Annotated in this window: 20 protein-coding genes and 1 pseudogene; 3 read left to right on the top strand and 18 right to left on the bottom strand. The window is 37.0% G+C overall.

Features of this window, described 5'->3' with window-relative positions:
- Nucleotides 1-142: 142 nt before the first annotated feature.
- Complete coding sequence (locus Q360_RS21835; RefSeq protein ID WP_156949960.1) at nt 143-526, bottom strand: hypothetical protein; 384 nt, start codon at nt 524-526, stop codon at nt 143-145.
- Nucleotides 527-969: 443 nt separating this feature from the next.
- Here Q360_RS21835 and Q360_RS0100275 point away from each other — a divergent pair, with 443 nt between their 5' ends.
- Both Q360_RS0100275 and Q360_RS0100280 read left to right on the top strand, forming a co-directional pair.
- On the top strand, nt 970-1,179 hold the full coding sequence (locus tag Q360_RS0100275; protein ID WP_027075303.1) for a hypothetical protein: 210 nt from the start codon (nt 970-972) through the stop codon (nt 1,177-1,179).
- A gap of 237 nt (nt 1,180-1,416) precedes the next feature.
- Nucleotides 1,417-1,752 (top strand): hypothetical protein, encoded by a 336-nt coding sequence (locus tag Q360_RS0100280; protein WP_027075304.1) that lies wholly within the window; start codon nt 1,417-1,419, stop codon nt 1,750-1,752.
- A 728-nt stretch (nt 1,753-2,480) separates the two neighbouring features.
- Here the strand turns inward: Q360_RS0100280 and Q360_RS0100290 are convergent.
- The 6 genes and pseudogenes from Q360_RS0100290 to Q360_RS0100315 form a co-directional block, all read right to left on the bottom strand.
- Entirely contained in the window at nt 2,481-2,987 is a 507-nt protein-coding gene (locus Q360_RS0100290) for a hypothetical protein (RefSeq protein ID WP_027075305.1), read from the bottom strand.
- A gap of 4 nt (nt 2,988-2,991) precedes the next feature.
- On the bottom strand, nt 2,992-3,750 hold the full coding sequence (locus Q360_RS24260; protein WP_156949961.1) for a DUF6090 family protein: 759 nt from the start codon (nt 3,748-3,750) through the stop codon (nt 2,992-2,994).
- 20 nt (nt 3,751-3,770) lie between these two features.
- Entirely contained in the window at nt 3,771-4,166 is a 396-nt protein-coding gene (locus tag Q360_RS0100300; protein ID WP_027075306.1) for an endonuclease domain-containing protein, read from the bottom strand.
- A gap of 468 nt (nt 4,167-4,634) precedes the next feature.
- Nucleotides 4,635-5,348 carry a DUF6090 family protein gene (locus Q360_RS0100310; RefSeq protein ID WP_027075307.1) on the bottom strand — a complete coding sequence of 238 codons (714 nt, stop codon included), beginning with the start codon at nt 5,346-5,348 and terminating at the stop codon, nt 4,635-4,637.
- A gap of 65 nt (nt 5,349-5,413) precedes the next feature.
- Nucleotides 5,414-5,551 (bottom strand): annotated as a pseudogene (locus Q360_RS27310) (adenylate/guanylate cyclase domain-containing protein); the annotation flags it as partial.
- A gap of 32 nt (nt 5,552-5,583) precedes the next feature.
- Nucleotides 5,584-7,602, bottom strand: a complete 2,019-nt coding sequence (locus tag Q360_RS0100315; RefSeq protein WP_027075308.1) for a S9 family peptidase — start codon at nt 7,600-7,602, stop codon at nt 5,584-5,586.
- Nucleotides 7,603-7,671: 69 nt separating this feature from the next.
- Here Q360_RS0100315 and Q360_RS0100320 point away from each other — a divergent pair, with 69 nt between their 5' ends.
- The gene (locus tag Q360_RS0100320) at nt 7,672-8,694 is read left to right on the top strand and encodes an SDR family oxidoreductase (RefSeq protein WP_245603099.1); all 1,023 of its coding nucleotides are present in this window, start codon (nt 7,672-7,674) and stop codon (nt 8,692-8,694) included.
- 45 nt (nt 8,695-8,739) lie between these two features.
- On the opposite strand, the gene Q360_RS0100325 is transcribed toward Q360_RS0100320, so the two are convergent.
- The 11 genes from Q360_RS0100325 to Q360_RS24270 form a co-directional block, all read right to left on the bottom strand.
- Nucleotides 8,740-9,216: a hypothetical protein gene (locus Q360_RS0100325; protein WP_027075310.1), complete on the bottom strand. Its 477-nt coding sequence runs from the start codon at nt 9,214-9,216 to the stop codon at nt 8,740-8,742.
- 636 nt (nt 9,217-9,852) lie between these two features.
- A complete protein-coding gene (locus tag Q360_RS25565; protein WP_156949962.1) occupies nt 9,853-9,993 on the bottom strand; it encodes a hypothetical protein in 141 nt (46 codons plus the stop codon).
- Nucleotides 9,994-10,184: 191 nt separating this feature from the next.
- Nucleotides 10,185-11,837 carry a carboxypeptidase-like regulatory domain-containing protein gene (locus Q360_RS0100330; RefSeq protein WP_169734612.1) on the bottom strand — a complete coding sequence of 551 codons (1,653 nt, stop codon included), beginning with the start codon at nt 11,835-11,837 and terminating at the stop codon, nt 10,185-10,187.
- Nucleotides 11,838-12,154: 317 nt separating this feature from the next.
- Nucleotides 12,155-12,931, bottom strand: a complete 777-nt coding sequence (locus Q360_RS0100335) for a prohibitin family protein (protein ID WP_084273344.1) — start codon at nt 12,929-12,931, stop codon at nt 12,155-12,157.
- Between the two features lie 978 nt (nt 12,932-13,909).
- The gene (locus tag Q360_RS0100345) at nt 13,910-14,245 is read right to left on the bottom strand and encodes a hypothetical protein (protein WP_027075314.1); all 336 of its coding nucleotides are present in this window, start codon (nt 14,243-14,245) and stop codon (nt 13,910-13,912) included.
- A 32-nt stretch (nt 14,246-14,277) separates the two neighbouring features.
- Entirely contained in the window at nt 14,278-14,892 is a 615-nt protein-coding gene (locus Q360_RS0100350) for a Pycsar system effector family protein (protein WP_027075315.1), read from the bottom strand.
- A gap of 63 nt (nt 14,893-14,955) precedes the next feature.
- Nucleotides 14,956-15,996 (bottom strand): adenylate/guanylate cyclase domain-containing protein, encoded by a 1,041-nt coding sequence (locus tag Q360_RS0100355; RefSeq protein WP_084273321.1) that lies wholly within the window; start codon nt 15,994-15,996, stop codon nt 14,956-14,958.
- The gene (locus Q360_RS0100360) at nt 15,996-16,370 is read right to left on the bottom strand and encodes a response regulator (RefSeq protein ID WP_027075317.1); all 375 of its coding nucleotides are present in this window, start codon (nt 16,368-16,370) and stop codon (nt 15,996-15,998) included. The genes Q360_RS0100355 and Q360_RS0100360 overlap by 1 nt, the downstream gene beginning before the upstream one ends.
- 49 nt (nt 16,371-16,419) lie before the next feature.
- Nucleotides 16,420-20,088 carry an ATP-binding protein gene (locus Q360_RS24265; protein ID WP_084273322.1) on the bottom strand — a complete coding sequence of 1,223 codons (3,669 nt, stop codon included), beginning with the start codon at nt 20,086-20,088 and terminating at the stop codon, nt 16,420-16,422.
- A gap of 6 nt (nt 20,089-20,094) precedes the next feature.
- On the bottom strand, nt 20,095-21,450 hold the full coding sequence (locus Q360_RS0100370; protein ID WP_027075318.1) for a sensor histidine kinase: 1,356 nt from the start codon (nt 21,448-21,450) through the stop codon (nt 20,095-20,097).
- A gap of 107 nt (nt 21,451-21,557) precedes the next feature.
- A complete protein-coding gene (locus tag Q360_RS24270; RefSeq protein WP_051554497.1) occupies nt 21,558-25,403 on the bottom strand; it encodes a two-component regulator propeller domain-containing protein in 3,846 nt (1,281 codons plus the stop codon).
- Between the last annotated feature and the right edge of the window lie 6 nt (nt 25,404-25,409).

Consider the following 25,409-nt stretch of genomic DNA (forward strand, 5'->3'; position numbering starts at 1 on the left):
TGTGAGTATAAATTAAAAAACATATTTGAATGGATTTTGAGAAGTAGACGAGCATAAGTAATGAGGTATCAACGAAGGACCTGTTGCAGCCTACGTTTTCTTTAATCATTCAATTAAAAGTTGCTGGTTTCCTGTGTAGTTTTCAATATTCTAAAATAGGATTTCCATTTTCACATAGTACACTGCTTGGTGGAGTAGTAAAAGCACAATCACTTATAATTCCCCATTTTTTATTAAAATATTGTTGTGCAGCTGTATGCTCTTGTATTTTTTGAAGAAAAAGTTGGGTATCAATAGTTGTTGCATAGGCTATATAACCAATTGGTCCTCCACAGGCTTTACTTCCGTAGCTGGTAAACGTCCATACAGTAGCATCAGTGCATAGTATGCTTGATGCTAAATCTCTAATTTCAGATAGTTGCTGAATTAAGTGCTGAGATTCTTCTTCTTGCGTCATTTCATCATCGCTACAAGAAAAATAGATACCGATTAACAAAAAGATGCTGATACATTTTAAGGTTCTCATAATCATAGTTTACAGAAAGACGTGCAATTAAGGTTTTGATTACGTCAAATTACACACATCAAATATAAGAGGTATTTCAGGTTTAAAGAGACAGTGCTGCCCTTCATATTACAATAATTACTACGTCCAATTTATAGACTAAATTTAAACAAAAAGAGTTTATTGACCACTATCTATTACTTTAGGAGCCCGCTACTGGTAACAGGGAATTTTCTAATTATGGAGTTTTTGAAAAGGGTTTGGCATTTTAAGAGGATTCTTGGCACTATACTTTTTTAGCTAATAGCTCATTTTCTGATAAAAGGTACTTAAACGATTATCTAACCCGGATTAAAATAAAATAAATTTTGGAATATTTTTTTTGTTAAACTACTTAAAATTAAATTATTATATATCTTTTCACAAATAAATTTGGAAAGGTTATTCCTATAGTTTTTTTAGTATTGCTTACTGCTTGCAGTACCGATGAAATCAATAATGAAATTGCAGTTGAAACTGATGCAGAAACACGCGACAATCCAGAAGCACCTGAAATGCCTATCGAAGAACCAGAAGCACCAGAAGCACCGGTTACCGGTGCAATTTCATTTGATGCTAATTTTGTATTGAACGAGGACCGTACCTTTACTAATCTTGTAGTACCAGCTGCGTAGTACAATAAATTTATTTCGGGTGATCAGGAGGTACAGCTTATTTCCTCTAAGGTGTATGAATATTTAGCCGATGCGTTTGATTTTATGATTATCCTATTCTGTAGAGACCAGCCAACCCGACGGTCTTTTTTTCGATAGGGCATCATCCGTAACTAACAAAATTGAAGGTTTGGGAGGGAGTGTTTTCACAACTTGGGATTCTATGGTTCTGAAGGGAGATTAAAAATCATTATTTACATGCCACGAGCTGAATATATAAGAAACGAACCTTTTTTATATGAAATCGCACATACACGGGCTCATAAGAATTTTATTTCTACTACGGTCGTCGGCCATTGGAGTTATGCAGGCGTTCTGGGGCAATTAGGCGGTTTTGACGCATTAGTGAATTTAGTAGGTAATTCGTACCAAGGCAGCTTAAACGGTAGGGATGGGTTCGGTCCTTTTACCAACGGTGGAAATGGTATTCCTTACGGAAACCTTGAACGTTACTTAATGAGATTAATCGATACAGATGCCCTAGAACTACTACAGGTAGTAGTAAACCCTGAGGCTGGAAACTCTTTTGGTTAGTTCACGGCAGATGCCATAGAAACATGTATATCACAGGAGATACTGGCAGAAAATGGCACTAGGATACCACCCTTCTATCAAAATTTCAAAAAAGAATTTAGAGCACTTACTATTGTTATTTCAAAGGAAAAATTGCAGGCGGAACAGCTAGAAGATATCCATATCAATCTTGATAACTTTTCACGAGCGGCAGCACCAGATTCATCATGGGGAAGCCTTAATAATTTTTGGACGGCTACTCAGGGTAAACCTTTGTTTATGTTCCATGTCCTGCCTTAGTATATTAAATAACCTTAGTAATTAATAGAAAGTATTTAGCTACTCTTTTTCGGAATCTTCCTCTTTTCGCATTTCTATATATCTAGATACCAAACGCACGCCCAATCTTGCAAAAAGGATGATGGCAATGACCATTATGATATTAAATCCGTTCAATATATTTTTTATTCAAGTTAGGGTTTTAGCTTTATATGTAATACATATTTCAGCTACTTTAACTTCTAGTGAAATTTTAGAAATAATTTTATCCTAGTTATTTGCTTTTCTTCTCTCGGGACCCTTTGGGGACGGGTATTTTGAGCTGTGTTGGCTTATGATTTGACCGGTATTGGTGTGCAGCCAACTAGGGTTAAAATACCAACAAGAATAATGGTTAACTTTAAAAATAAGTTATCCATCTTACTTTTTTTAAGTGATGTGATAATAAGGATTTACCTATAGCCATACCTTTATTCCTGTTTCAAGAAATCTAGTACCAAACCATTTTCATCAGACTCCATTTCCGCTGTCCAGCTGTCAATGTACCACCTGCCTTTTTCCAAATGAAGCTGTATGCTGTTCAATCCTCTGATATTGGATGCTATTTCTGGATTGGTTCTTATTTCAAAGGCGCTCCATACTTGAGCCATATTGCCATAATGAGTTGTCTTTCGCTCAAGTTCCTTTTCATAAAAATCTTCTTTAGGTGCCAATCCCATGGGGATGTATTCCACCTCTAGGGCATGCGAATTTGCATTACCATTCGCGTCCAAACGTGTTATTAGGGCATTGGGCGAATGAATGTGCTTATCCCTTTCAAACTGCCAAGGGTCATTGCTTGCACCCGAAATCACATCATAATAGGCATTTATAATCGCGTCTATGGATTTTACGTCACCAGCATATTTTTGATGGGTAGTTTGCCCAAAAGTTGAAGCACAAACCACAAAGGCAATAAGCATAAGTGAATTTTTCATAATTCTAATTTTTATTTAATTCGGTTTCTATTAAACCCATCAGGTCCTTGATTTCTTGGTCAACACTTTCTCTACGAGTGATAACATCTTGAGTAAAGGTCAATTTCATTCCCAGCAGATTTCTGATTCTCCTGTCTTCTAAAATCTGATTATAATTATTAAGTAATTCATTATCAATATTTACATCGTGTATGTTATATTTTACCAAGGGAATAAAATTAATCTCGTTTTCTAATATAGCATCAATACGAATTTGATGTACGTTCAAACGGTCTTCAAGTATATCATTAAGTTTGTTCAGACTAAATTCTAAATCTGTAAACTTTTCATTTATTATTTTGTCTTTTATTAAGCTTAGTTTATTGGTGTTTTTTAAATTATTATAAGCATTAAATGTAGGCTGGTTGCTTTGTAAGTCCCAAACTGCAGTATTGAAAAGTGAATCTGTAATTATTACCAAGGTATTATTGTTCTTCTGAGTATTTATACCAAGGATATTTATCAACTTAACTTTAAGCGTTTCTTCTTCTAAAATAAGTAATTCTGATTGTTTGGATGAAATGTATAAGTTCTCTAAAAGACGTTCTAAAATAGCTTTTTCCTCAATTTTGTCCTTTCTGTTTTCATTCCAGTTATTAATCTGAAGTGCAATCAAAATCCCAATAACCACGAGAATGATTTCGCCAATGGCGTATTTAAAGTATTTTGAGGTGTTGCCTGTTTCCATGAGGTTATATCTTATTTTTCTAAAGAGTTGTATCATAGTTCTAATCTTTTCTCCTCTTAGGAGGGTTTAGGAGTGGGTGTTTTTGGTTTTACATTCTCAATCTGTATTTTAAGATTCTCTAAAACAAAAGAAAGATTATCTTTCACATCCGCATCGGAGCACCTGATCACGGTTACCGCTAAAGATGCTAATAGGGTTTGCCTTTTCTTATCCTTGTCTTCTTGGCCTTTTTCAAAATGAATACTTCCATCTACTTCTATGGCTAATTTAAGGTCTTTACAATAAAAATCTACAATGTATCGGTCAATTGGAATTTGTCTGCTGAACCTCACACACAGCTTTTTACCTTTGAATTCTTGCCAAAGGGCAATTTCACCGATGGTCATAGTGTTCCTCAGCTTTTTTGCTAGGTCAATTAGTGCTGGGTTGTAGGGAATAATCTTTCTCCTCATAGCACCCACCCCTTAGTCCCCTCCCAAGAGGGGAAGATTACGTTTTTGTTTATGAACTTTAGGTGAATCAAAATCCCAATCATCACTAGCACAATTTCGCTAATGGCTTAAAGTAGGTACTTTGAAAACTTGTTCTCTGTTGCTAATCGCTGTCTTCTCTTTCTAAAGAATTTTATCATAATCACTAGCTTTTCATCTCTTGGGAGGGGTTAGGAGTGGGTTTTTCTTGGTGAATTTCAAATTTTATTATCATTAGATACTAATGTTGACTTTCGGTAATTTTTTTTATTTTTTATTAATCATAGCACCCACCCCTTAGTGCCCTCCCAAGGGGGGAGGAACACCTTTTTGTTTGTGAACTTTAGGTCAATCAAAATCCCAATCACCACTAGCATAATTTCGCCAATGGCGTATTTGCCTATTTTGTTTTTTATAATTTTCTTTGACAAATATGTCTAAAAAATTTAATCATTCCTTTTTGCTTGTTATAAGACTTCTAATCTCTGTAATTTTTTGCAATGCTTTTTCCATCGCATGTATTTGACCCGCTCTATTATCATTAAATAATTTAAAAAGGACAAGGGTAGAAGGTTTTTCAAAAAAAGCTTTAGAATCTATTGGCACAGCATAATCCATCCAATTAAAATCTGAAAATTCTTGTTTGACAATTGGAATCCAATCTGTGTTAAATGATTTTTCAATATCTGATATGGTTTCATAGGTATTAAAGAGTGTTTGGTCATAATATTCAATTAATGCCAATTGTAATTGATTGTCTCTAATGTTTTCAATGCCTTTAGATTTTAAAACCTCAAAGGCGCTGGACTGAGATTGGAATCGTTGAAAATTTATGATGTCACCCATCATATAGTTTAGGCTATCGTTGTAAACGCCTTTAGAGACCTGATCGAGTAAACGGACTGTTGATGCATTGGCCAGTTTTGATTTATTAAGTTCACTAGCAAGTAAAGTTGAATCTTGAAGCAGGTTGTTATCAATAAGCGCAATGATTTCCGATTCAAATTGTCTATTCTTTATAGTTTCGTTCCAATTACTTATTTGTAAAGCAATAAGAATACCGATAACTACGAGTACAATTTCACCAATAGCATATTTAAGATATTTAGTTGTTTTACCTTCTGAAAGTAGGTTTTTTCGAATGTTACGGAAGAATTTTATCATTAAGCTATGTCTGTTTTTATAAATTCATATGCTAAGTACGGAAAAGTTTATATTTTTTATGGGTACTAGGTTTTTTCAACAAACCACATATCTATCTCTCCTTTTCCTTTTGCGTTTATCTTACCTCTGTAGTCGAACCTGAACGCAGGGTTGTCCTTGACAAGTTCACAGGTATATTGAGAGATGTTAACTTTACCTACTGCGCCACTACTTTCCTAGATAATGTTAGTTCCTGTTACTCTTCGTACTTCTCGAACCAAGCTAGTATGGCTGCAATTTTAGCAATAAGATTACTTGGTCTGTTCGCAATGCCATGCGATGCACCAGGAATGCGGACCATAGCTGTTTCTACTCCTTCTAATTTTAAGGCGGTATAGAACTGTTCCGATTCTGCGATGGGTGTTCGGTAATCTTCTTCGCCAGTTAATAGCATGGTTGGCGTGGTAACGTTGGCTACATAATTTAACGGAGAACGTTTAAAATAGCTTTCCGGATCTTCCCAAGGCTTTTTTCCAAACCAATATTTGGAGAAGAATGCAGCACCATCTGCATAGAGCACAAAACTAGCCCAGTTGATAACGGGTTTGGCTACCACAGCAGCTCTAAATCGGTCTGTTTTACCAACAATCCATGCGGTAAGCACACCGCCACCACTGCCGCCGGTTACAAAAAGATTGTCCGAATCAATATATCCTTTTTCTATAACCGCATCTACACCGCTCATAAGATCGTCATAATCGTGGTTGGGATAATCGTGATGAATTAGATTTCCAAAATCCTGTCCGTAACTTGTGCTTCCCCTTGGGTTGGCGTATAATACTACATAGCCGGCTGCTGCAAAGGCTTGTATTTCTGCAGAATATACAGAACCATAGCTGGAGAACGGTCCACCGTGAATCTCAAGAATAAAAGGATATTTTTTTGAGGAGTCAAAATTAGGTGGGGTGACCACCCAACCTTGTATATCTATTTGGTCATAGGAAGATTTCCACCAGAGTTGTTCTACATTTCCTAAGTTTTTTGCAGAAAAGAGGTCGTCGTTTACAAGAGTTAGTCGTTTACTTCCTTTTTTGGTATGTACACCCAAATCTGCTGGGTGCGCTGTAGTTCCAAGGGTGTACGCTATGGCTCCCGTTTTTGATACAGTAAAGGTTCCGGCATTGTATGGCCTGCCTAAAGATAGTCCGCCTACATTGCCTACTTGGTCATTGATTTTTCCAGAAAGGGACATGTGTGCAATTTTTGTTTCTCCTTTATCGTCATACTGAAAGAAAAGTCCTTTTCCATCATTGGCCCACTGTATATTAGAAATGTTACGGTCAAAATCCGCTGATAAAAGCGTTGCAGTTCCATCGGAAATAGCACGTACATATAATTGGTTCTGCTGGTAACCGAGTAATTTATCATCAAGACCTATGTAGGCCATTTTGCTACCATCAGGTGAAATTTTTGGGGAATCGTCCGGACCGTAGCGGTCTGTAAGTGCGTTTATAGCGTTGTCCCCTAGCGTGAGCTCATAAATCTCACTATCATTGGGTTCAAAGGCTTCATCCGGATTAAAATTAGCCGAAAAATAGAGTTTTCTGCCGTCTTTGGACCATTCCGCTGCACCATGGTCAAAATCGGTAGAAGTCAATTGTTTGGGCGTACCGCCATCTATGGATAAGGTAAAAAGTTGTGTGTTTCCTCCTTTTATATAGCCTTGGCCATCTCCTCTATAATTAAGTTTGTCAATATAGGTCGGTGGTGTATTCCATTTCGCGCCTTCCGGTTTGGTAGGCATCTTTATGATCGATTCGTTTGGTTTAGGAACGAACATGGTAAAAGCCAAATAGCGATCGTCTGGAGACCAACTTACGGCTCCTGGTGCTTTTGGGGAATTGGTCAAGGGTGCAATTTCCTTGGAATCCATCCACATGACAAAAAGTTTCATACGGGCATCTTGTCGGTTGGATTTAAAGATGATTTTATCGCCCTGATGCGACCAGCGTGGGTAAAAGTCGTTTTGGTTACCTGTTGTAATTGGTCTATTTTTGGAACCATCAGAATTAACAAGCCAGATATTAGACAGGTTTCTATCAGTCATGATATCCTTAAAATTACGGACGTATAGGATTTGGTTCCCATCGGGCGAAATTTGAGGGTCGGAGACATACTCCATATTAAAAATGTCTGTTAGTTCCAGATTCGTTTTGGTTTGACCAAATACTAAAGGGGTAACAAGAAGGAATATAAAGAGTACTAGTAGTCGCATACAGATGGTTTTTATGGATTATTTTGATGTGGAATGAAGATAGTGATTAACTTTAAACTAGTTTAGAAATTGACCGAAATACAGGTCTACGAAACAGCAACACAAATGAAAGTTTTATTTATAGGAGGTACGGGAAATATTAGTTCAGCATCTAGTCGTTTGGCAGTTGAAAAGGGTATGGAACTGTATGTGCTCAATCGCGGAAATTCCAAAGTCACGATAAAAGGGGCAAATAGCATTATAGGGGACATCACCAAGCTAGAAACCTTAACAGAACTACAGGGTCATGAGTGGGATGTGGTCGTCAATTGGATAGCGTTTACACCGGAAGATATTGAGCGCGATTTAGAATTGTTCACTGGTAAAACAAAGCAGTATATTTTTATTAGCTCAGCTTCCTGCTATCAAACGCCATTGAGCTATCCCGTAATTACGGAATCCACTCCGGTCTGTAATAATCTTTGGGACTATTCCCATAATAAGATTCTGTGTGAGCAGCGTTTGCAAAAAGCCTATAGCGAAGACCGTTTTCCAATGACCATCGTACGTCCTTCATTGACCTACGATACTGTAATTCCCGTGGCTATTGGTGGGTTTGACAAGTACAATATTGTAGACCGAATTAAGAAAGGAAAAGAAATTATAATACATGGAGATGGCACCTCTTTATGGACCGTTACCCATGCCGATGATTTTGCAAAAGGTTTTGTGGGCTTATTTGGATTGACGCAGGCCGTTGGTCATCCCTTCCACATCACCTCTGATGAGGTCCTTAGCTGGAACATGATTTATAAAATACTAGCAGATGCTATTGGCAGAGAAGCCAATATAGTGCATATAGCCTCCGATTTTATATGTAAGATAGCCCCTTCGTTTACGGGAACGCTCTTGGCAGATAAAGCAGAAAGTGTGTTGTTCGATAATACCAAGATTAAAACATTTGTATCGGGATTCAAGGCTACGATACCCTTTGCAGAAGGGATAAAGAGAACTTTAAGTTGGTTGGAGGAAAACCCGGAAAAACAAAATATTGATGTAGAAACCGAAGCTGAAATGGAATCAGTGTTAAAAGCATATCACGGCTTAGGATAGACTTACACTAAAATAATGTTTGGATATGCTAGTATGGAGACGAGGTTAGCTTTTTAATTGTTCTAAGAGTAGCCCATAATCGTATTGTAAATCGGCATGTAGCAATCCTATTTTCTTCTCTATAAATAACAATTGCCGCTCGTAAAGATTCAGTAAGGTAGCGTTTCGGTAGATAGAGGGTTTAGACTCCTTTAGCTTCTCGCAGAAATACAAAAGTAGTTCTACTTCGGTTTCCTTCTTTCCAGAATAGCGGATGTATTTCTTTAGGTTCCTAAGAATTTTACGAACACTTTTTTTGATGTAAAAATAGCTGTTGGTATTTATTTCGGAAAACCATAGGTCTACTTCCGTTTTTACGGTTTCCAAATAACCTGTCTCATCATCCGATTCGAACAAGAGATAGGTAAGCAATTCCTTGTTCTCTTTTTTGAATTTGGATAGGCGCAGACACAACTGCAATAGTTCTTCGGGGTTTCTGTGTTGCAGTTCTTTTTTGATCTGTACTACGGTGGCGGCTTTCATGGTATAAAAATAGGGTAAAAGAGGGAATACAATCAGTATTTGCTTTTTTGGTTTGGACCTAATCCTTAGGTCTAGCTCGTTTCGTGGCTACTACTTTTACCTTCCGCTCGCTTTTACTTGGTTTATAGAATAGAAGTAAAAAAGCAAGGAACTTGTGGTTTCTGTATACTTAGAAGGGCTAAACTAGTTTACAGTTGCTTCATTAGAATAGGATTTCCCAATACGAATAAACTTGTGGTTTTGTACTTCTTTACTATCTGAATCTTTAAAACTTTCGTAGGCTCTTTTTATCTAAGAACATTCCAAAATTTTAATGGGTTTATTTTTCTTATTGGTTATCCAACCCGGGAACAACGCGCCACCGAATAGCCGTACAAAGGATTAGTACGTCCAAGTCCATCTAAAATTAGCTTGCCATAATACCAACCTAAACAACACGTCTACGGATTTTCTGGACAGGGGCATTTCTTTTTTAAACTGATAAAAAAAATCATAGATCATAGAGGCATAGTATGCCATAGGTTTCTAAGTAAGGTAGTCCAATTTCCCATCTGATGTTCCTAAAAGCAGGTCTAAAAATTCAAATTTTGGGGTACAGCCGTCCCAGGCGTATCCACCTTTGTCCTTGGCTAAAATTCAGATGTTGACATCCGGTTTAATCTTCATCCATTTATCCTTTTGTTCCCAGCTAATACCTGTAATTTCCGTTTTAATATACTCGTTTGTATTGTGAACAAACGTATAGACACTGGGTCTTTCGGTTGACCGTTTTGGCATACTGTTTTTTTAATTGGTACTAGTACATTGTTCCAATGTTTGGTTATATATGATAGGGAATCTATTCGTACAAACATAGGATTTGAAATAAGTAGTAAATTAGTTTCGTGAGCCATTTTCGAAAACAGTTGGATAGCATCATTGATGATATCCCTATTAAATTTCTAAGTTAATTATTCCTTGAACAGCCTTTAATTCTTTATATTTTGGAGAGGCGTATTCATCCAATAATCATCAAAATTATCAGGTTTTAACATGGGTTGGTCTTTAAAAATAGGCCGTCGCTTTTCCATAAATAGATTGCCTACTGGACTTTTTACATTTGGTTTTACTTCTTGAACAAAAAATTCTCGAAATTGATCGTAATCTCTAGAAGTCCATTCGTTAATTACATTACCTTCCTTATCTTGTATATTAGATATTTTTAGGTTGATGTCATAAACCCCTTGTTTTGAGTTTTCCTTTAGCGAAAAGAACATTTCATTTAAATCTTTCGGTTTCATTTTAGGATATAAATATACCTGTTCTGCGTTAGTGGAAAGTATATAAACATCAATTCTAGAAAAATCGATTTTTTTGCCTTTGTACATCAGGACGTAATTATCGCTGTTGTAAACATCAGGTAATCTAGATGGTTTATCTGGTAATAAAGATGGTCTATCTGGCAATAAAGATGGTTTATTAAAATACACTTCAAATCGCTTTTTTTGATAATTTAATAATAAGGTATCTACTACGAACTTAGGAGGGTCCCAGAGCTGAAAAGTATTATGCAAAGAGATATAATTCAGGTGCATCTTGTCATTTTTAGGGCGATATTCCGTGATTATTTCAAAAATCAATGGGTTATCCATTTTATATTTGTTCACCATACCATTTGGCAATTTTTTTGTGAGGTCGTAAATCGCATACTCCATCTTATGGATAGCAAAATTTATTTTTGAAATATATAACACGCCAAATGCACTGTAGTTTGAAAGTAGTTTCTCGAACACAATAGTGTAAAAGGCTTCTTCATCGAAATACGTATCAGACTCTTTTTTTAACTTATGTTCAGAAAGCATATCAGATTGAAGGCGATGTATAAAAGAGTAAGAATCGATATCGTAATTACGAAGCGCATCGTGAACCCTTAAAATAGTAAATTCATTACCGCCATAAGGAGCTAAAAAAGCTTTGTCGATAACCTTACGACCTTTTTTAGATTGATAATCGTACGCCCCCAATGCCAGAGTATCTCGCTTAAAATCAGTATTCTCACGATAATCAAATATTTTAACCTTTGTTGAAACAGAGTCAGTAGTATCAAAACCTTCATCAAATACCTCTAATATTGCCTCATTAAGGTTTACATACTGTAAACTGTCTAATTGGTAATCTCGATAATAACCTACCGTAGAAAAAGGTTCAACAGGATAATTTTCAGGAATTGACCTCAGGGCTCTTCGTACTATTTGTCTTGCCGTGAGTCTCTTTGTTCTTTTCGATTTGGCTGTTACTATAGCCTCCTCTAATTTTAATATTGCCGGTTGTAGTTTAACATCATTCAACTCGTAGACCAAAAAATCTTGAATTAAAATTTCTTTTGTCTGATATCCCATAGAGGATATTTCTATGATATCGCCATACTCTTTATACTTCAAAGGAATTTTAAAACTTCCATCTGTATTTGAAATAATTCCTAAAGCTCGATCCTTTATTCGAATACTGGCAAAGGCGATAGGTTCTTGTGTTTTGGCATCTATTAGCTTACCAATAATATACTCAGGCTGCTGGGATAAAATTGACGTTGAAACCAGAAGTAGCAAAAGAAATAACAAATGAGTTGGAAATCTTTTTCGCATATTCAGAAAGTTTTTAGATTGATGTACTTTTTGTTGTTTAAAGTAAAATTTAAAGGATTTTTCGACCTCATAAAAATACGCAAACCTTAAAATTTTAGACATCTCGGAGTAAGGTCCATTTGCTCAAACTACCTGGGATTCATGAAAACCCAAAAATTTAGGGGCGTAAGCCCCTAAACTATTTAAATAAGTAAAAAAATTTCGTTTCCCATTTTATTAGCTCAGAACATATATGTTTTGAGTTATGTTTGCCAGCATCTAAATAAGGCTAATCCCAGTAATACTTGAGTGTACGCCTACAATCTTGGTGCCCCAGTTTAATCTTGCGGTTGAACTAAGAGCGGTGTTTTTCCATCGGTAATAATTACCTTGCTATTTGCAGATTTGGAAAGCTCCCTAAATGCCTCAATACTTCTAATTTGAATAATTTCAGGAGTTAATCCCTCAGCTAAAATTAACTGTGCATCACGCTCTCCTTCAGATTCTATAATCTTTCGTTCTGCTTCTAGTTTTGCCTGCTCTATCACAAACACCAGTCGCATGGCATCTTGTTCGGCTTGCAATTTTTGTTCTATAGAATTAGCCAAACCACTTGGTAGTCGAATACTTTTCATCAAAACGGCAATAAGCTCAATACCATCAGCTTGCTTCTTGAGGTTTTCTTCCATTTTAATTTTGATTTCTTCCTCTATCACTGCGCGCATACCAGAATGCATATCCTTGGCAAAAAATTTGGCACAAACGTCAGAAGATGCTGATCGAAATACACTTGTAATTACATCTTCATATTCCTGCCCTAAATTTTCCAATACGGAAGGAATCTTATTTTGTTCTAAACGATACAAAATGGATATTTCAGAATCAACACTTAGCCCTTCCTTACTAGGTAATCTAAGTACAAGTTTTATGTTATTGGTTTTTGTTGATTCCTTTATGACTTTACTTGTGAACGGATTGTAAACCATCGTGCCTTGGGTCACTATCTTGTCCGAAAATTTACCTAATCTTTGAACCACACCTGCTTCTCCAGGTCGGATTACGGCACAGCTACAAAATAGAAATACTACGGCACTTATTGTTATGATATTTTTCATCTTTTTCAATTTTTTTATAATTATGTCTATGCTTCCTTTTTTTAATTTGTTTGAGTTCAAGGCGCCCCTGTTCACCGTACCCATCTAATTAAGGAGATTAAAAGTGGTTTACTATTCAAAATGACTAAAAGAATTGGCCTATTTATGTGTGAGTGAAGTTATGCAGTCATAAAACTCAAAATGGCGAAGTTGATCATGAAGCTCTGCAAGCGTATCTATTGTTAAACGAAATTTTATAGCAACGGCATCAATATAATCAAAGCTCAGTATTTGAGCCTCAATTTTTGTCGGGGGTACTTGGAGCATATGTATCTTTTTCATAGGATCGCCATTGTTCATGAATATTCAATTTCTTTTTTATAAATTTAGGAAGTAAAACCTATATATTATTATTTATATTGTTTATATTTTACATAAACATTTATTATATATTTAAACTGTATTGGGAAGTTCTGTTGTTTCTTATCACTAAGTAGAACTAGCTTTTAGCTAGGCATAAAATAAACTGGCACTTTAGTACTTGTTGTTTTTAGTTCTGTATAGGTTACTACATGTGCGTATCAAGTTTCAGCCTTAGGTGGTAAGAAAGAATGCATCGCTTGTTGGGTTTTGGCCATAGGTTTAACCTACTTTTCTTTTTGCTTTTTTAGCTCTGTTAACTATTTTTTTTGTGGATTTTAGATGCTGTTTCCAAAGCTGTTGGAATGGGAGTAACCTATCGGTAAATCAGGGCAATGGAAGATAATTATGCTAGCTATACGTTGAGCGGGAACCGCTTTAATTATATTCCCTTCTTGCGTACCGAGCAAATCGGTTACCCTTAAGGAACTTGTAACCCTTTTTTGTTGGGGTAACACGTTCTAGTTTGTAGGATATAATTATTATTTAGAATACTAACCCAGAACCTACGAGGACATCATAAGTAGTAAGCTTCTTAAGAGGGCAGGTTTTGATGGGTATGCACTGTTGTTGCTTCTACTAGTAAATAATACTATCCAATATCCGATCTAGGTTGCGCTCCATCATGCCATATTTTCCGTCCACAAAGTATATGGCTTCCATTTCCTTACGTAGGGCAATAAGCTCCATGTGGCTATAATTGAAGCGCTGTACGGTTCTGTTTATTTTCTCCAAGCGTTCCTCTTCTGCATCCAAAGAAAACTCTGTATAGATTTTTTTAAAGGTACTGCCGTCTGCGTTACGTTTGATCATATCCAGTTCATCCTTAGCTTCATTGTCATCTGCATTAGCACAGAGTAATAAGATGTAGGTCTCCAATTCTTTTTTAGTCCAAGCGCTGTTCGTTGTTTTCATAATTAGATTTTTTTTAAGGTTTAAGTTACTGCTCATATCGTTACTGAAATAGCATAGTAAATAATCACTACTAACAGCATAACCAGCCCTAAGGCTAAATATCGCAACGATCGGTTTACGTATTTAAATTTTAGTGCTGCTATTTTAGAGATGATAAATATTTGCTGTCCTAACTGGTCGAACAGTTCTTCTTGACTTAAGCTTATTCTGTAGAAAGTTCTTGAAAATTCTTTGATGGTTCCAAATTTGGTAATCACATCGCCAAAAAAAAAGACGTTTTTATCGTAGTTTCCTTCGATACGGGGCATAAAACAACGAATACTGAAATAGATGGAGGTTGTTATACATAAAAACCAAGCGCCCAGTAGCACAAACATTACTACTTGGGTGGATTCGGCAAGCAAGACAGATTGAACCTGCGGAAAGATAAAGTTCAACAGGATACCATAAAATGAAAGAATTAGACCAGCTTTTACTTCAGACGCCCTTATGAGGTCCAAAACGTAGTTGATGCTGCCCCAATAATGATCCACCAACTCTTCGGCATGCCCTGGGGATTCTTCCACCTTCTGTATAGGTGCGGAGTATTCTTGGCCTGCTTGCGGCTGTGGTGCTTTTGGTTGGGGTTCTTTTTCTTGTTCTTGCATGATGGTGGTTTCCTTACTATGGGTTAAGGTCTATTTTTAGTATTCCGTTGCGAGTCTCTTATACTATTCTTGCACGTTATAGATCATAAGGGGTTGCAACTTGTTTTTCATGGAAACGCTTCCCAGTGGTTCACATTTAAAAGCTTCTTTCACCTGTTCATGACAGCTTTCACAAATAATAATCTGATTTTCTTTGGCTGCATCTTGTAATCGTGCGGCGGTATTCACAGTATCCCCAATTACGGTATAATCCAAGCGTTTGAGTTTGGCTGACCCTATATTTCCTGATATCATTTCACCACTTTTAATACCTATAGAAACTTTCGGTTTAAAATTTTCCATTCCTGTAACCGCGGGGAAACTATTTACCTCATTACGAATGGCTAGGGCGGCATCTATAGCACGGTCTAAATGATAATCTCCTTTAAACACAGCCATTACTGCATCACCAATGAATTTGTCAATAATCCCATCGTGGTCCATTATTTCTTTGACCATGGCATCAAAATACGTATTTAGTAGGGTTACAATTACATCTGGTGATGTAGTTTCGCTAATTTTTGTAAAACCACAAACATCCACAAAAACCACCGTAGCCTCAATATTTTCATTGGCTGTAATTTTGGATTCATTCGCCTGACCGCTCATAAAGTTGAGCACATTCTCATCCACATACATTTTAAGGATATTATTTTCTTTAATGGCCTGTATGGTATTCTTTATTTCCCTGGCATGTTTTAAGGTTTTCTCCATGGTTAGGGTAAGGTCTTCAAAATTAATAGGCTTGGTAATGAAATCAAATGCACCTCGGTTCATGGCTACCCGTATGTTTTCCATATCACCATAAGCAGAAACGATAACAGCCTTAATTAGCGGACTACTTTCATGTAGTTTTGAAAGCAAGGTAAGGCCATCCATTTCTGGCATGTTTATATCACTCAAAACAATATCAACCTCAGGGTCCAAAGCAATTTTTTCTAAGGCGTCTCTTCCATTTATGGCAAAAAGAAATTCATATTCCTTTTTTCGAATTTGTTTTCTAAATTTTTGTTTGATGAGTACTTCCAAATCGGTCTCATCGTCCACCACCATAATTTTTGCCATTATACGATATCTTTAAGTTTGGATTTTAACTCATTAAAGTCCAACGGTTTTGTTAAGAAGTCATCTGCGCCAAGCTCTTTAGCAGTACTTCTATTTTCCTCATCTCCATACGCAGTAACCATCATAACCACTGGTGGGGGAGCCACATAGTTCTCTTTTATCTTCTTTAAAAGCTCCAATCCGCTCATGCCAGGCATATTTATATCAGAAAGAATTAGAACGGCTTCTTGCTCCATACTAGCCATTTTTTTCAAAGCTTCTTCTCCTGAAAAAGCAAATACGAAATCAAGTTCTTCTTTTTTTATCTCTTTTCTAAAGCGTTGCTGAAACAATACTTTTACATCCTGCTCATCGTCTACTACTAATATTTTCATATGCCTTCTTGATTTTTCGGTTTTTAATTTCGATTTTTTAGACCATTTTTTATACCTCTGGTAGGGTTATGGTAAACGTTGTTCCTTGGCCTTGCTTCGTCTCTAGCAGCAATTCGCCACCGTGGGTCTTAATAATATCATAACTGAGCGACAATCCCAAACCAGTACCTTGGCCAGAAGGTTTTGTGGTAAAGAAGGGTTGAAATATTTTGTCCTTAACCTTATCTGGTACGCCATTCCCATTATCACGAATGTATACATGAACTGTATTCTTGATTCTTTTGGTAGTTACCCAAATAGTTGGCTTAAAGGGGCTATTTTCCTTGATTTTTTCTATATTGTTTTTCTCGATTACGGCATGAAATGCGTTGGTTATGAGGTTTAGGATGACCCTGCCCACGTCTTGCGGAACAATAGTTATGTCGCCAATAGTTTTGTCGAAATCTGTGTTTAACGTCGCATTAAAAGACTTGTCCTTTGCTCGCAATCCGTGGTAGGCCAAGCGCAAATACTCATCTGCAATGGCATTGATATTGCTAGGTTCCTTTTCACTGGTACTGTTGCGACTGTGCTGTAACATCCCTTTTACAATGGCATCTGCCCGCCTACCATGGTGGTTTATTTTTTGCTGATTATCCCTAATATCTTTTGATAAGGCTAGAACCTCCTCGTAATCTTCTTTTTCCAACTCTTCTTGCATTTCATCAATAAGCTCTGTATTTACCTCAGAAAAATTATTGACGAAGTTCAAGGGGTTTTGTATTTCGTGAGCAATACCCGCCGTAAGTTCACCAAGGGATGCCATCTTTTCTGATTGTATCAATTGAGATTGAGTCGCCTTTAACTGATCTATTTTGTTCTTAAGTTGCGAGGTGCGATGCGTTACGCTTTCTTCTAAAATCCGATTTTCTTTTTTTAACCAACGCGAACGGTAGGCAACAAAGGACGAAATGGCACTGCCAAAAAGGATAGCAAATAGAAGGTAGGCCCACCAGGTTTGCCACCATGGAGGATTAATGCTAAATACAAAACGAGCTGGTACAGACCACTGCTTATTAAACCCTCTGGCCGCAGTTTTAAATGTATATTGTCCTGGTTTTAAATTGTAATAGTTTTTGGTTTTGCTTGAAGTAGCTGCATAGGTCCAATCTTCATCTTCTCCATCAAGTATAAACCGATAGGTTAATTGGTCTCGGTTAAACAGATCTCCGCTACCATAACTAAAACTTAAACTGTTTTGGTTGTAGGGAAGCTCAAGACCAGATGGTATAGCATAGGGGAGTGTAATAGAATCCCACTCCATTTGGTTGGTAACGGCATAAGACAAAACGCTATTGATTAAAGAATCTACTTGTTTGTTATTATCAAAACCAGGGTCTTCATCCATTACGAACATGCTGGTAATTCGAACACTACTCACTGTCGTATCCGCTATTGGAGCTGCATTCATGACCATTAGCCTAAATTCATTGGAGGTGTTTCCAACACCGGTCCAAAACTGGCCATTTTTAAGAAATTTGGCGGAACCTTCCAGATAGTCGGTTGACTTAAAACCTAGACCCTCGTTAAAAGTATAGAACCCTTTGTTTGTCGTTTTTGCAGATGCTTTGTCTATCGGGATAAGGCCATCTACACTGGCGGCATATATGGTATCTCCTCGTTCAATAAAATCATACATTTCTGCAGGCAGCAGCCCGTTTCCTTCTTTTAAATTAGTGAGTGTATTATCCTCGAGATTGAGAATAGCAATACCATTTAGGGTAGCGACCCATAGCTCCCCTTCTTTTGAAAAGTATGCTACGTGTGCACTGTTATCACAAAGGCCTTGTTCTTCTCTAAGATAACTAAGGGTATTCGTCTTTAAATTTACCTTGGCCAAACCATTTTGTAAAGGGACCCATAGTATTTCCTTGTCGTAAACAAGGAGTGATTGAGAAGCAGCTTTTAAAATATTAGGATTGGTCTTGGATATCAATTTTTTTAAGGTATTACTTTCAATATTATAGGTAAACAAACCATCTCGGGTGTATAATAAAAAAGTATGATTGTCTTTAACAGCAAAACCCCGTATTACAAAAGGTGATTTTATATTACTAGCGTATTGGGTAATCCTATTTTTTTGCCGATCAACAATAGAAAAGCCAGACGTTGCGTCTATAAAGTAGATGTCCTTTGAAATCTCTTTAACATAAAGAATAGTGTTTTGAATCGTACTATGCAGTAGTTCATGACTTAGGGCTTTTATGGTGCTTTTCTTAGGGTCAATTATATTAATACCTTTTGTAGTACCTAGCCATAATTCTCCTCTAGAGTCTTCTTCGATGTCCCAAACTTGATCATCCACTAAGCCTCTGGCTTCATCAAAATATTCTGTTTTTAGGGTAAAATCATTCGCTATGACTACCCCTTTATCTGTTGTGGCAATCCAAAGGGAGCCATCTTTTCTCTTTAAGGGTCTTGTTAACCTACGGTTACCTGACAGTTTACTATTAAGGCCAATCGTTTTATACGTATTCCTATTTTTACTTAAAACAAACACCTCTTCATTACCAAATGCCCAAAAATTGCCTTGGTTATCTTCTTCTAGCGCTCGGCCTTTAATGTTATAGCCATTTTCTGCATCAAGTACCTTTATCTTCTTGTCTTTAAGGGATAGTTGTAAAAGGCTGGAAGAAACCGAGTTGTTAGTCAAAGAAGAATCGGGTAGGCACAACCAAATGGTACCAGATTGATCCTCTTTAATATCAGAAATATAGGTGTTTAAATCATAATTGGTATTACCTGATAGTGTTTTAAGTTCCTTTCTTTCTTTGTCTAACACCGCAATACCATCTATAAAACCTAACCACAAGTTGTCTTTACTGTCTTCAAAAAGCCTCCATGATTTATTAGTGCCTTCATTGACTAATTTTTGTAAACTTTTAATTTCAGAATCCATCCTGTAAAATCCGTTTTCGAAGGCAGACATATAAATCGTACCCGTATGGTCACAAAGAATGTCAAGTGGTGCAAAGCTATCTGCAACGGTAATGGTAAACTCCATATCATCCTTAAAATCTAACACCCAAATCAGTCCCTGTGTTGGGTTCACCATCCAGAGTCTACCTTGTTTGTCAAACGTCATTTTATAGACTCCAGTATAGTCATAGGTAAAAGCGTTTTCGCCATCATAGTGGGTTAAAGCGGCGGTTGAAGCACCTATCCAAATAGCACCATCCTGTGTTTCCAAAAAAGAGGTGATATCATTACTATTTAAACCCTCATTGGTTGAAAGTTGCATCAGGTTAGCATTGGTGCCGTCCATAATACCGGGGGGTTTCATTTTGGTAATCGTGGGCTTTTTTAGGGTAGATTTTACAATCGTAAAAGGAACCGAATCGAATTTTAATGCTACCGTAGGAAAATTATCCCAATCCAGATCGTACTCCTTCATAGGGTTCTTCAGGGGTTTGAAGGTATTTAAGGTAAAAGGTTTTGTGGGCAGGGCATCCACATCTAAATCATAACTTACCGGCGTTGTTAGGGTATCTGAAGTGATGGTTTCCCACTCAAAAGGTTCTGGTACTGTAAATACAAGTGGTATGGTCTCAGGTATCTTATAATCCCCAACCGTAGTTTCTGCTTCAGACTTGCTTACTTTATGACAAGAAAGTAGCAATAGGCCACAAAAAAGGCCTGTAAGAAGAATGTGGTATCGCATTAAGGGTAGTTTATTCATGTTCACTTAGTGGTTTGGAATAGCATCTGGCAATTGAATTATAAACGTAGTTCCTGTACTTTCTTCGGATGTTACCTCAATTTCACCCCCATGTGCCTTTATAATATCATAGCTCATGCTTAAGCCTAAACCTGTGCCTTCGCCAGTAGGTTTTGTGCTAAAAAAAGGTTGAAATATTTTCTCCTTAACGGCCTTTGGCATACCATTACCATTATCGGTCACTGTAATAAGAACAGTATTTTTATTCTTTTTGGTACTAATGCCAACAGTTGGTTCAAAACCTTCAATTTGTTCGGTTGTCTTTTTTTGTACTGCATAAAATGCGTTGGTCAATAGATTTAGAATAACCCGGCCCATATCTTGTGGCACTAGCGTCACGGTTTTTAGTGCTGCATCAAAATCGGTAATTAACGTTGCGTTAAAAGACTTGTCTTTTGCTCGCAACCCATGGTAGGCCAATCGTAAATATTCATCGGCAAGGGCATTAATATCCGTAAGTTCTTTTTTACCTGTGCTGCTACGGCTGTGCTGTAACATCCCTTTTACAATATTATCCGCGCGTTTGCCATGCAACATAATCTTATCCTCATTACCGATAATATCCTTGGCAAGGGCTTTCACTTCCTCCAAATTTCCATTTTCGATTTCTTCTTCCATTTCGGACAGGAGTTCCTTATTTACTTCTGAAAAATTATTGACGAAGTTCAACGGATTTTGAATTTCATGGGCAATACCCGCCGTTAGTTCTCCTAGGGACGCCATTTTCTCAGATTGAATCAGTCGGGATTGGGTATTTTTTAATTCAGTGAACGCATGCATTAATTCATCTTTTTGTTTTGTTATTTCTGCCGTTCTTTCCGCAACAATTACTTCCAATTTTTCTTTTTGTGCCGATATGAATTTGTTACGCTCTTCTTCTGCCAGTGTTTTTTTTCTTTCTGTTTTAAGGGCTTTATTCTGTTTGTTTGATCTTATCAGCATGGCAATCATCCAGGTCAGGGCAAAGACAAAAGCAAAGTCTAGGTAATTCTCTATTGTTTCATAAAGGGGTAAATAAATGATTTCAACCAGATCTTCTATAATATTTATAATTATTAATGGAAGAACGGCTATGAGTGTAGTTCGCATGCGCTCAAGTACCGGAAGCCTAAAAATAAGATATCCAACTCCCAGTATCAATACATGCCATATCCAATTTGTAACCATCGTTATGGGAAGTGTTTTTTCTACTATAAAAAGAATGGTTATACCAATCATGGCCCATAAAAGGTATTTATCCCAAAGGGTATTGGGAGAAAGCAAACGTAGGTTTTTACGGATGTGCCAAACTATAAACAGTAGTACCAAGGGTTCTAAAATCATAACTATTTGAAATGCTGATTAAATATCGCCAATTAAATTTAATTCTTTAAAATAAAAGATAATCCCTTTTATTGAACATTATATATGCTTAAGAATTTTTAATAAAATTATAGCATTGTTAATTGAATACTAAACGTTGTTCCTTCTCCCTCTTCGGTTGCTACTTTTAATGTGCCTCCATGACTTTTTGTAATAATATCATAACTCATACTTAGGCCAAGACCCGTACCTTGCCCTGTTGGTTTGGTGGTAAAAAAGGGCTGAAATATTTTTTTCTTTACCGATTCTGGTATGCCATTGCCATTGTCTGTTACTTTTATTTCTATAGTATTCTTGTTCTTTTTGGTTGCTATTGACACTAGAGGCTTATAGTCCGTATCTCCTGAATCTTTAGCAGCTTTAGCTTTCTCATTTACGGCATAAAAAGCATTGGTGACGAGGTTTAAAACCACGCGCCCGATATCCTGTGGGATGATAGTGATTGTTTTAATACTGTCATCAAAATCAGTTTCCATATCTGAGTTAAATGATTTATCCTTGGCACGTAACCCATGATAAGCCAATCTTAAATACTCGTCTGCTAGCAAATTGATGTTGGTAGGTTCTTTTTTGCCATTGCTGGTCTGGCTGTGTTGGAGCATCCCTTTTACAATAGAATCGGCACGCTTGCCATGAAACATTATTTTTTTCTCGTTTTCATCAATATCGTCAGCGAGACTTTTTACTTCCTTTAAATTACCATTGTTTAGTTCTTCTTTCATTTCTTCAATAAGCTCGGAGTTTACTTCAGCAAAATTATTGACGAAATTCAACGGGTTTTGAATTTCGTGGGCTATCCCTGCGGTGAGCTCACCCAAACTCGCCATTTTCTCAGATTGGATGAGTTGGGATTGGGTCGCTTTTAATTGGTTTATATTATTTTTTAACTCAATCGTTCTTTGTGTAACACGTTCTTCTAAGACCTTATTTTCATTCTTCAACTTTTTAGCCCTAAAAACGATATAGGCTCTCAATATACTTGCCGTAACTACACCAAATAGCAGATAGGCCCACCACGTTTGCCACCAAGGAGCTGAAATGGTGATGGATAAGGTTTTTCCATCTTCGTTCCATATACCATAGGCATTAGAGGCTCTTATGGTAAATTCGTAGGTGCCTGGATCTAGGTTGGTATACGAGGCAAAGTTGCGGTTGTCATAGATCCAGTCTTTATCGTAGCCAATGAGTTTGTGGGCATATTGATTTTTTTCTGCATTTGCAAAGTGTAAGGCCGAGAATTCAAAACTTAAATTGTTCTCTTCGTGTGAGAACTCAAGAATAGTGGTGTTCAATAAACTTTTAGTTAGCGGACTTTTTGCTCCCATATCCAGTATCGATTTATTTGAAATCAACACATTCGAAATGAGCAATGCGGGGGGGGTATTGTTTGCGGTAATGCTATTAAAGATGGTTAGACCGTGATTGCCGCCAAAGTAAAAGGTGCCATCAGCACTGCGTGCTGCCCCCAAGGGAATAAAAATATCTCCGCCTATACCATCAGATGCATTATAGTTTATAAAGGTTACTTTACCTAAGGTCTCGTTGGTTACCATTTGTGAAATTCCGTTTTGTGAGGCAATCCACATTTCGCCGTTATCGCCTTCTAAAATTGCCTCTGTAAGGTTGGTCGCAAGGCCATCTGCTTCCGTAAACACAGTAATTTTACCAGAATCGGGGTCTAGTCTATTAATGCCCTCTGTTGTAGCTAACCAAAGTACCCCTTTGCTATCTTCTAAGATGTCTGTAATGACATTGCTGCTTATCGAATTCTCATTTTCTGCGTCATAATTATAGTAGGTTACTTTATTAGTTAAGGGATTTATTTTATTTAGTCCTTGACCACTTGCACCCACCCAAATATATTTTTCACCAATTTCAATATCAGATATATTGTTTCCACCTATGATAATACCACTCTGGTTATCGGTAATTTGTTTTTCAAAAGAGCTGGTCTGGTTCTCATCTTTGGGTTTAATTAGCGCTATGCCATATAGGGAAATTTGGTCTGGTGCAGCTTCATTCCATTTTTCATAGGCATGGCTATCATCGGCCTTGTAACGTAAAACATAGGCCCCAGGTTCTAGGGTTATGGGTGTTATTGCAATTCTATTCTTGGCACTGCCGCCTGCATAAAAGGACCTCTCATAATTACCAAAATTCCAGATGGTATCTTTTTGGGTATTCTCGATCCATCCATAATCTACCATATTTCCCGTAGCACCTTCCCCAACGGATAGTATCCAATACGTACCCTTTGTTTTTATTTTTATAGGCAGAGATCGGTCTTCAAAATCCCTGACTTTATCAATAAGCCCCATACTTTGGTCAGAGGTAGAAAGTTTTTCTAATTTTTCAACTAAATTCTTGGGATAGGTCATTGTACTTTTACTCATCAACCGCTGGAAGTTGCCCGTTGATGGGTCAAAAATGTTCAATCCATTATTGGTGCCGACCCAAAATTTATCTTGGTGGTCTTTTTTGATTATGCGAACTTGATTGTTAGAAATGGAATTACTATTTTTTGCTTTATAATTGTACCGGTTAATCTCTTGGTAATTTTTATCCAGTTCAATAAGCCCATCGCCCCAAGTACCTAACCAAAGGGTGCCATCAGTATCTTCTGCAATACTTCGTACAGATCCGCCAAAAAAATCATCGACTACATCAAAAGTAACTTTTTCAAAACTCTGTTGCTTGGGGTCAAAAATATTCAATCCTCCACCTCTTGATCCTGCATACATTGTTCCAGGTCTTACTTTTGAAGCAAGAAGTCCAAAGACCCCGTTGGGGCTTATACTCAGTGCATCCCCTTCACGATGTGAAAAATAGGAAAAGGGCTTGTTCACGGGGTCGTATTTTAATAAGCCACCTTCAATAGACCCAAACCAAAAAATACCACTGCGATCTATAATGAAACGTGTCATGGTAATATCCCACATAAATTCTTGCATTTTCATTTTTCCATCAATGGTGACTTTCGTATATGTATCTGTGGTTCCATTAAATTTTAATATTCCCCTAAAATTATTGGCAACCCATATATTTCCGTCTTGATCAGGTGAAATACCGTTCATACTCTTCCAAATGGAATTACTACTTTCTTTATATTCAATAAGGTTTTTTAAAAAACCAGTTTTGGGATTAAATTTGTGTACCCCTTTGTGGGTTGTCAACCAAAGTATATTATTGGTGTCTGAGTATAATGAGGTAATAAAATTATTAGGATTTGAGAAGTCAAATTCTCCCCAGGTATCTGAATGTACCGGCTTAAACGTTTTTTCATCTTTGCCCATGTGCATTAAGCCATGTACTGATGACCCAAACCAAATTCCACCTTGGGCATCTTCGGTTATTGCAATACCAAAACCCGTGTGAATTGGGTTGGTTTCATTAACTATTTCGTAATCTGCAAGGCTCCACTGGTCCGTATCAGGATTATAAAGAAGCAACTCCATTGTTGTAGTTGCAGCCCAAATACGTTGTTGAGAATCTATGAAGAGTTTCAACACCTCAACACTGCCTGATGGTACATTGAATAGTTCGGCGAACGGATAATTGATAAATTCATTGTTACCACGGTCAAACCTAGATACACCAAAGGCTGTCCCTATCCAAATATCATGGCTGTCATCTTCCGCAAGGCTCCATACTTTATTGTTAAGCAAACTAGTGGGTTTCGTGGGAATATGCTTATAGGTCTCAAACCGATATCCGTCATATTTTTGCAGGCCATTGCTAGTTGCAAGCCACAGTAGCCCATAACTATCTTGCATAACATCTGCCACAGTTGGGGAAGCAAGACCATCGCCAATCGTTAAATAGGTGGGATTAATCTGTTGCTCCTGTACTTGAGCAAAACAAAATGAAGAAATGAAACAAATAAAAGCACTAATGAATGTGGTATGTATTCTCATCTTATT

Source organism: Maribacter antarcticus DSM 21422 (genome assembly GCF_000621125.1).
In the GTDB taxonomy this organism is placed as follows: Bacteria; Bacteroidota; Bacteroidia; order Flavobacteriales; family Flavobacteriaceae; genus Maribacter; species Maribacter antarcticus.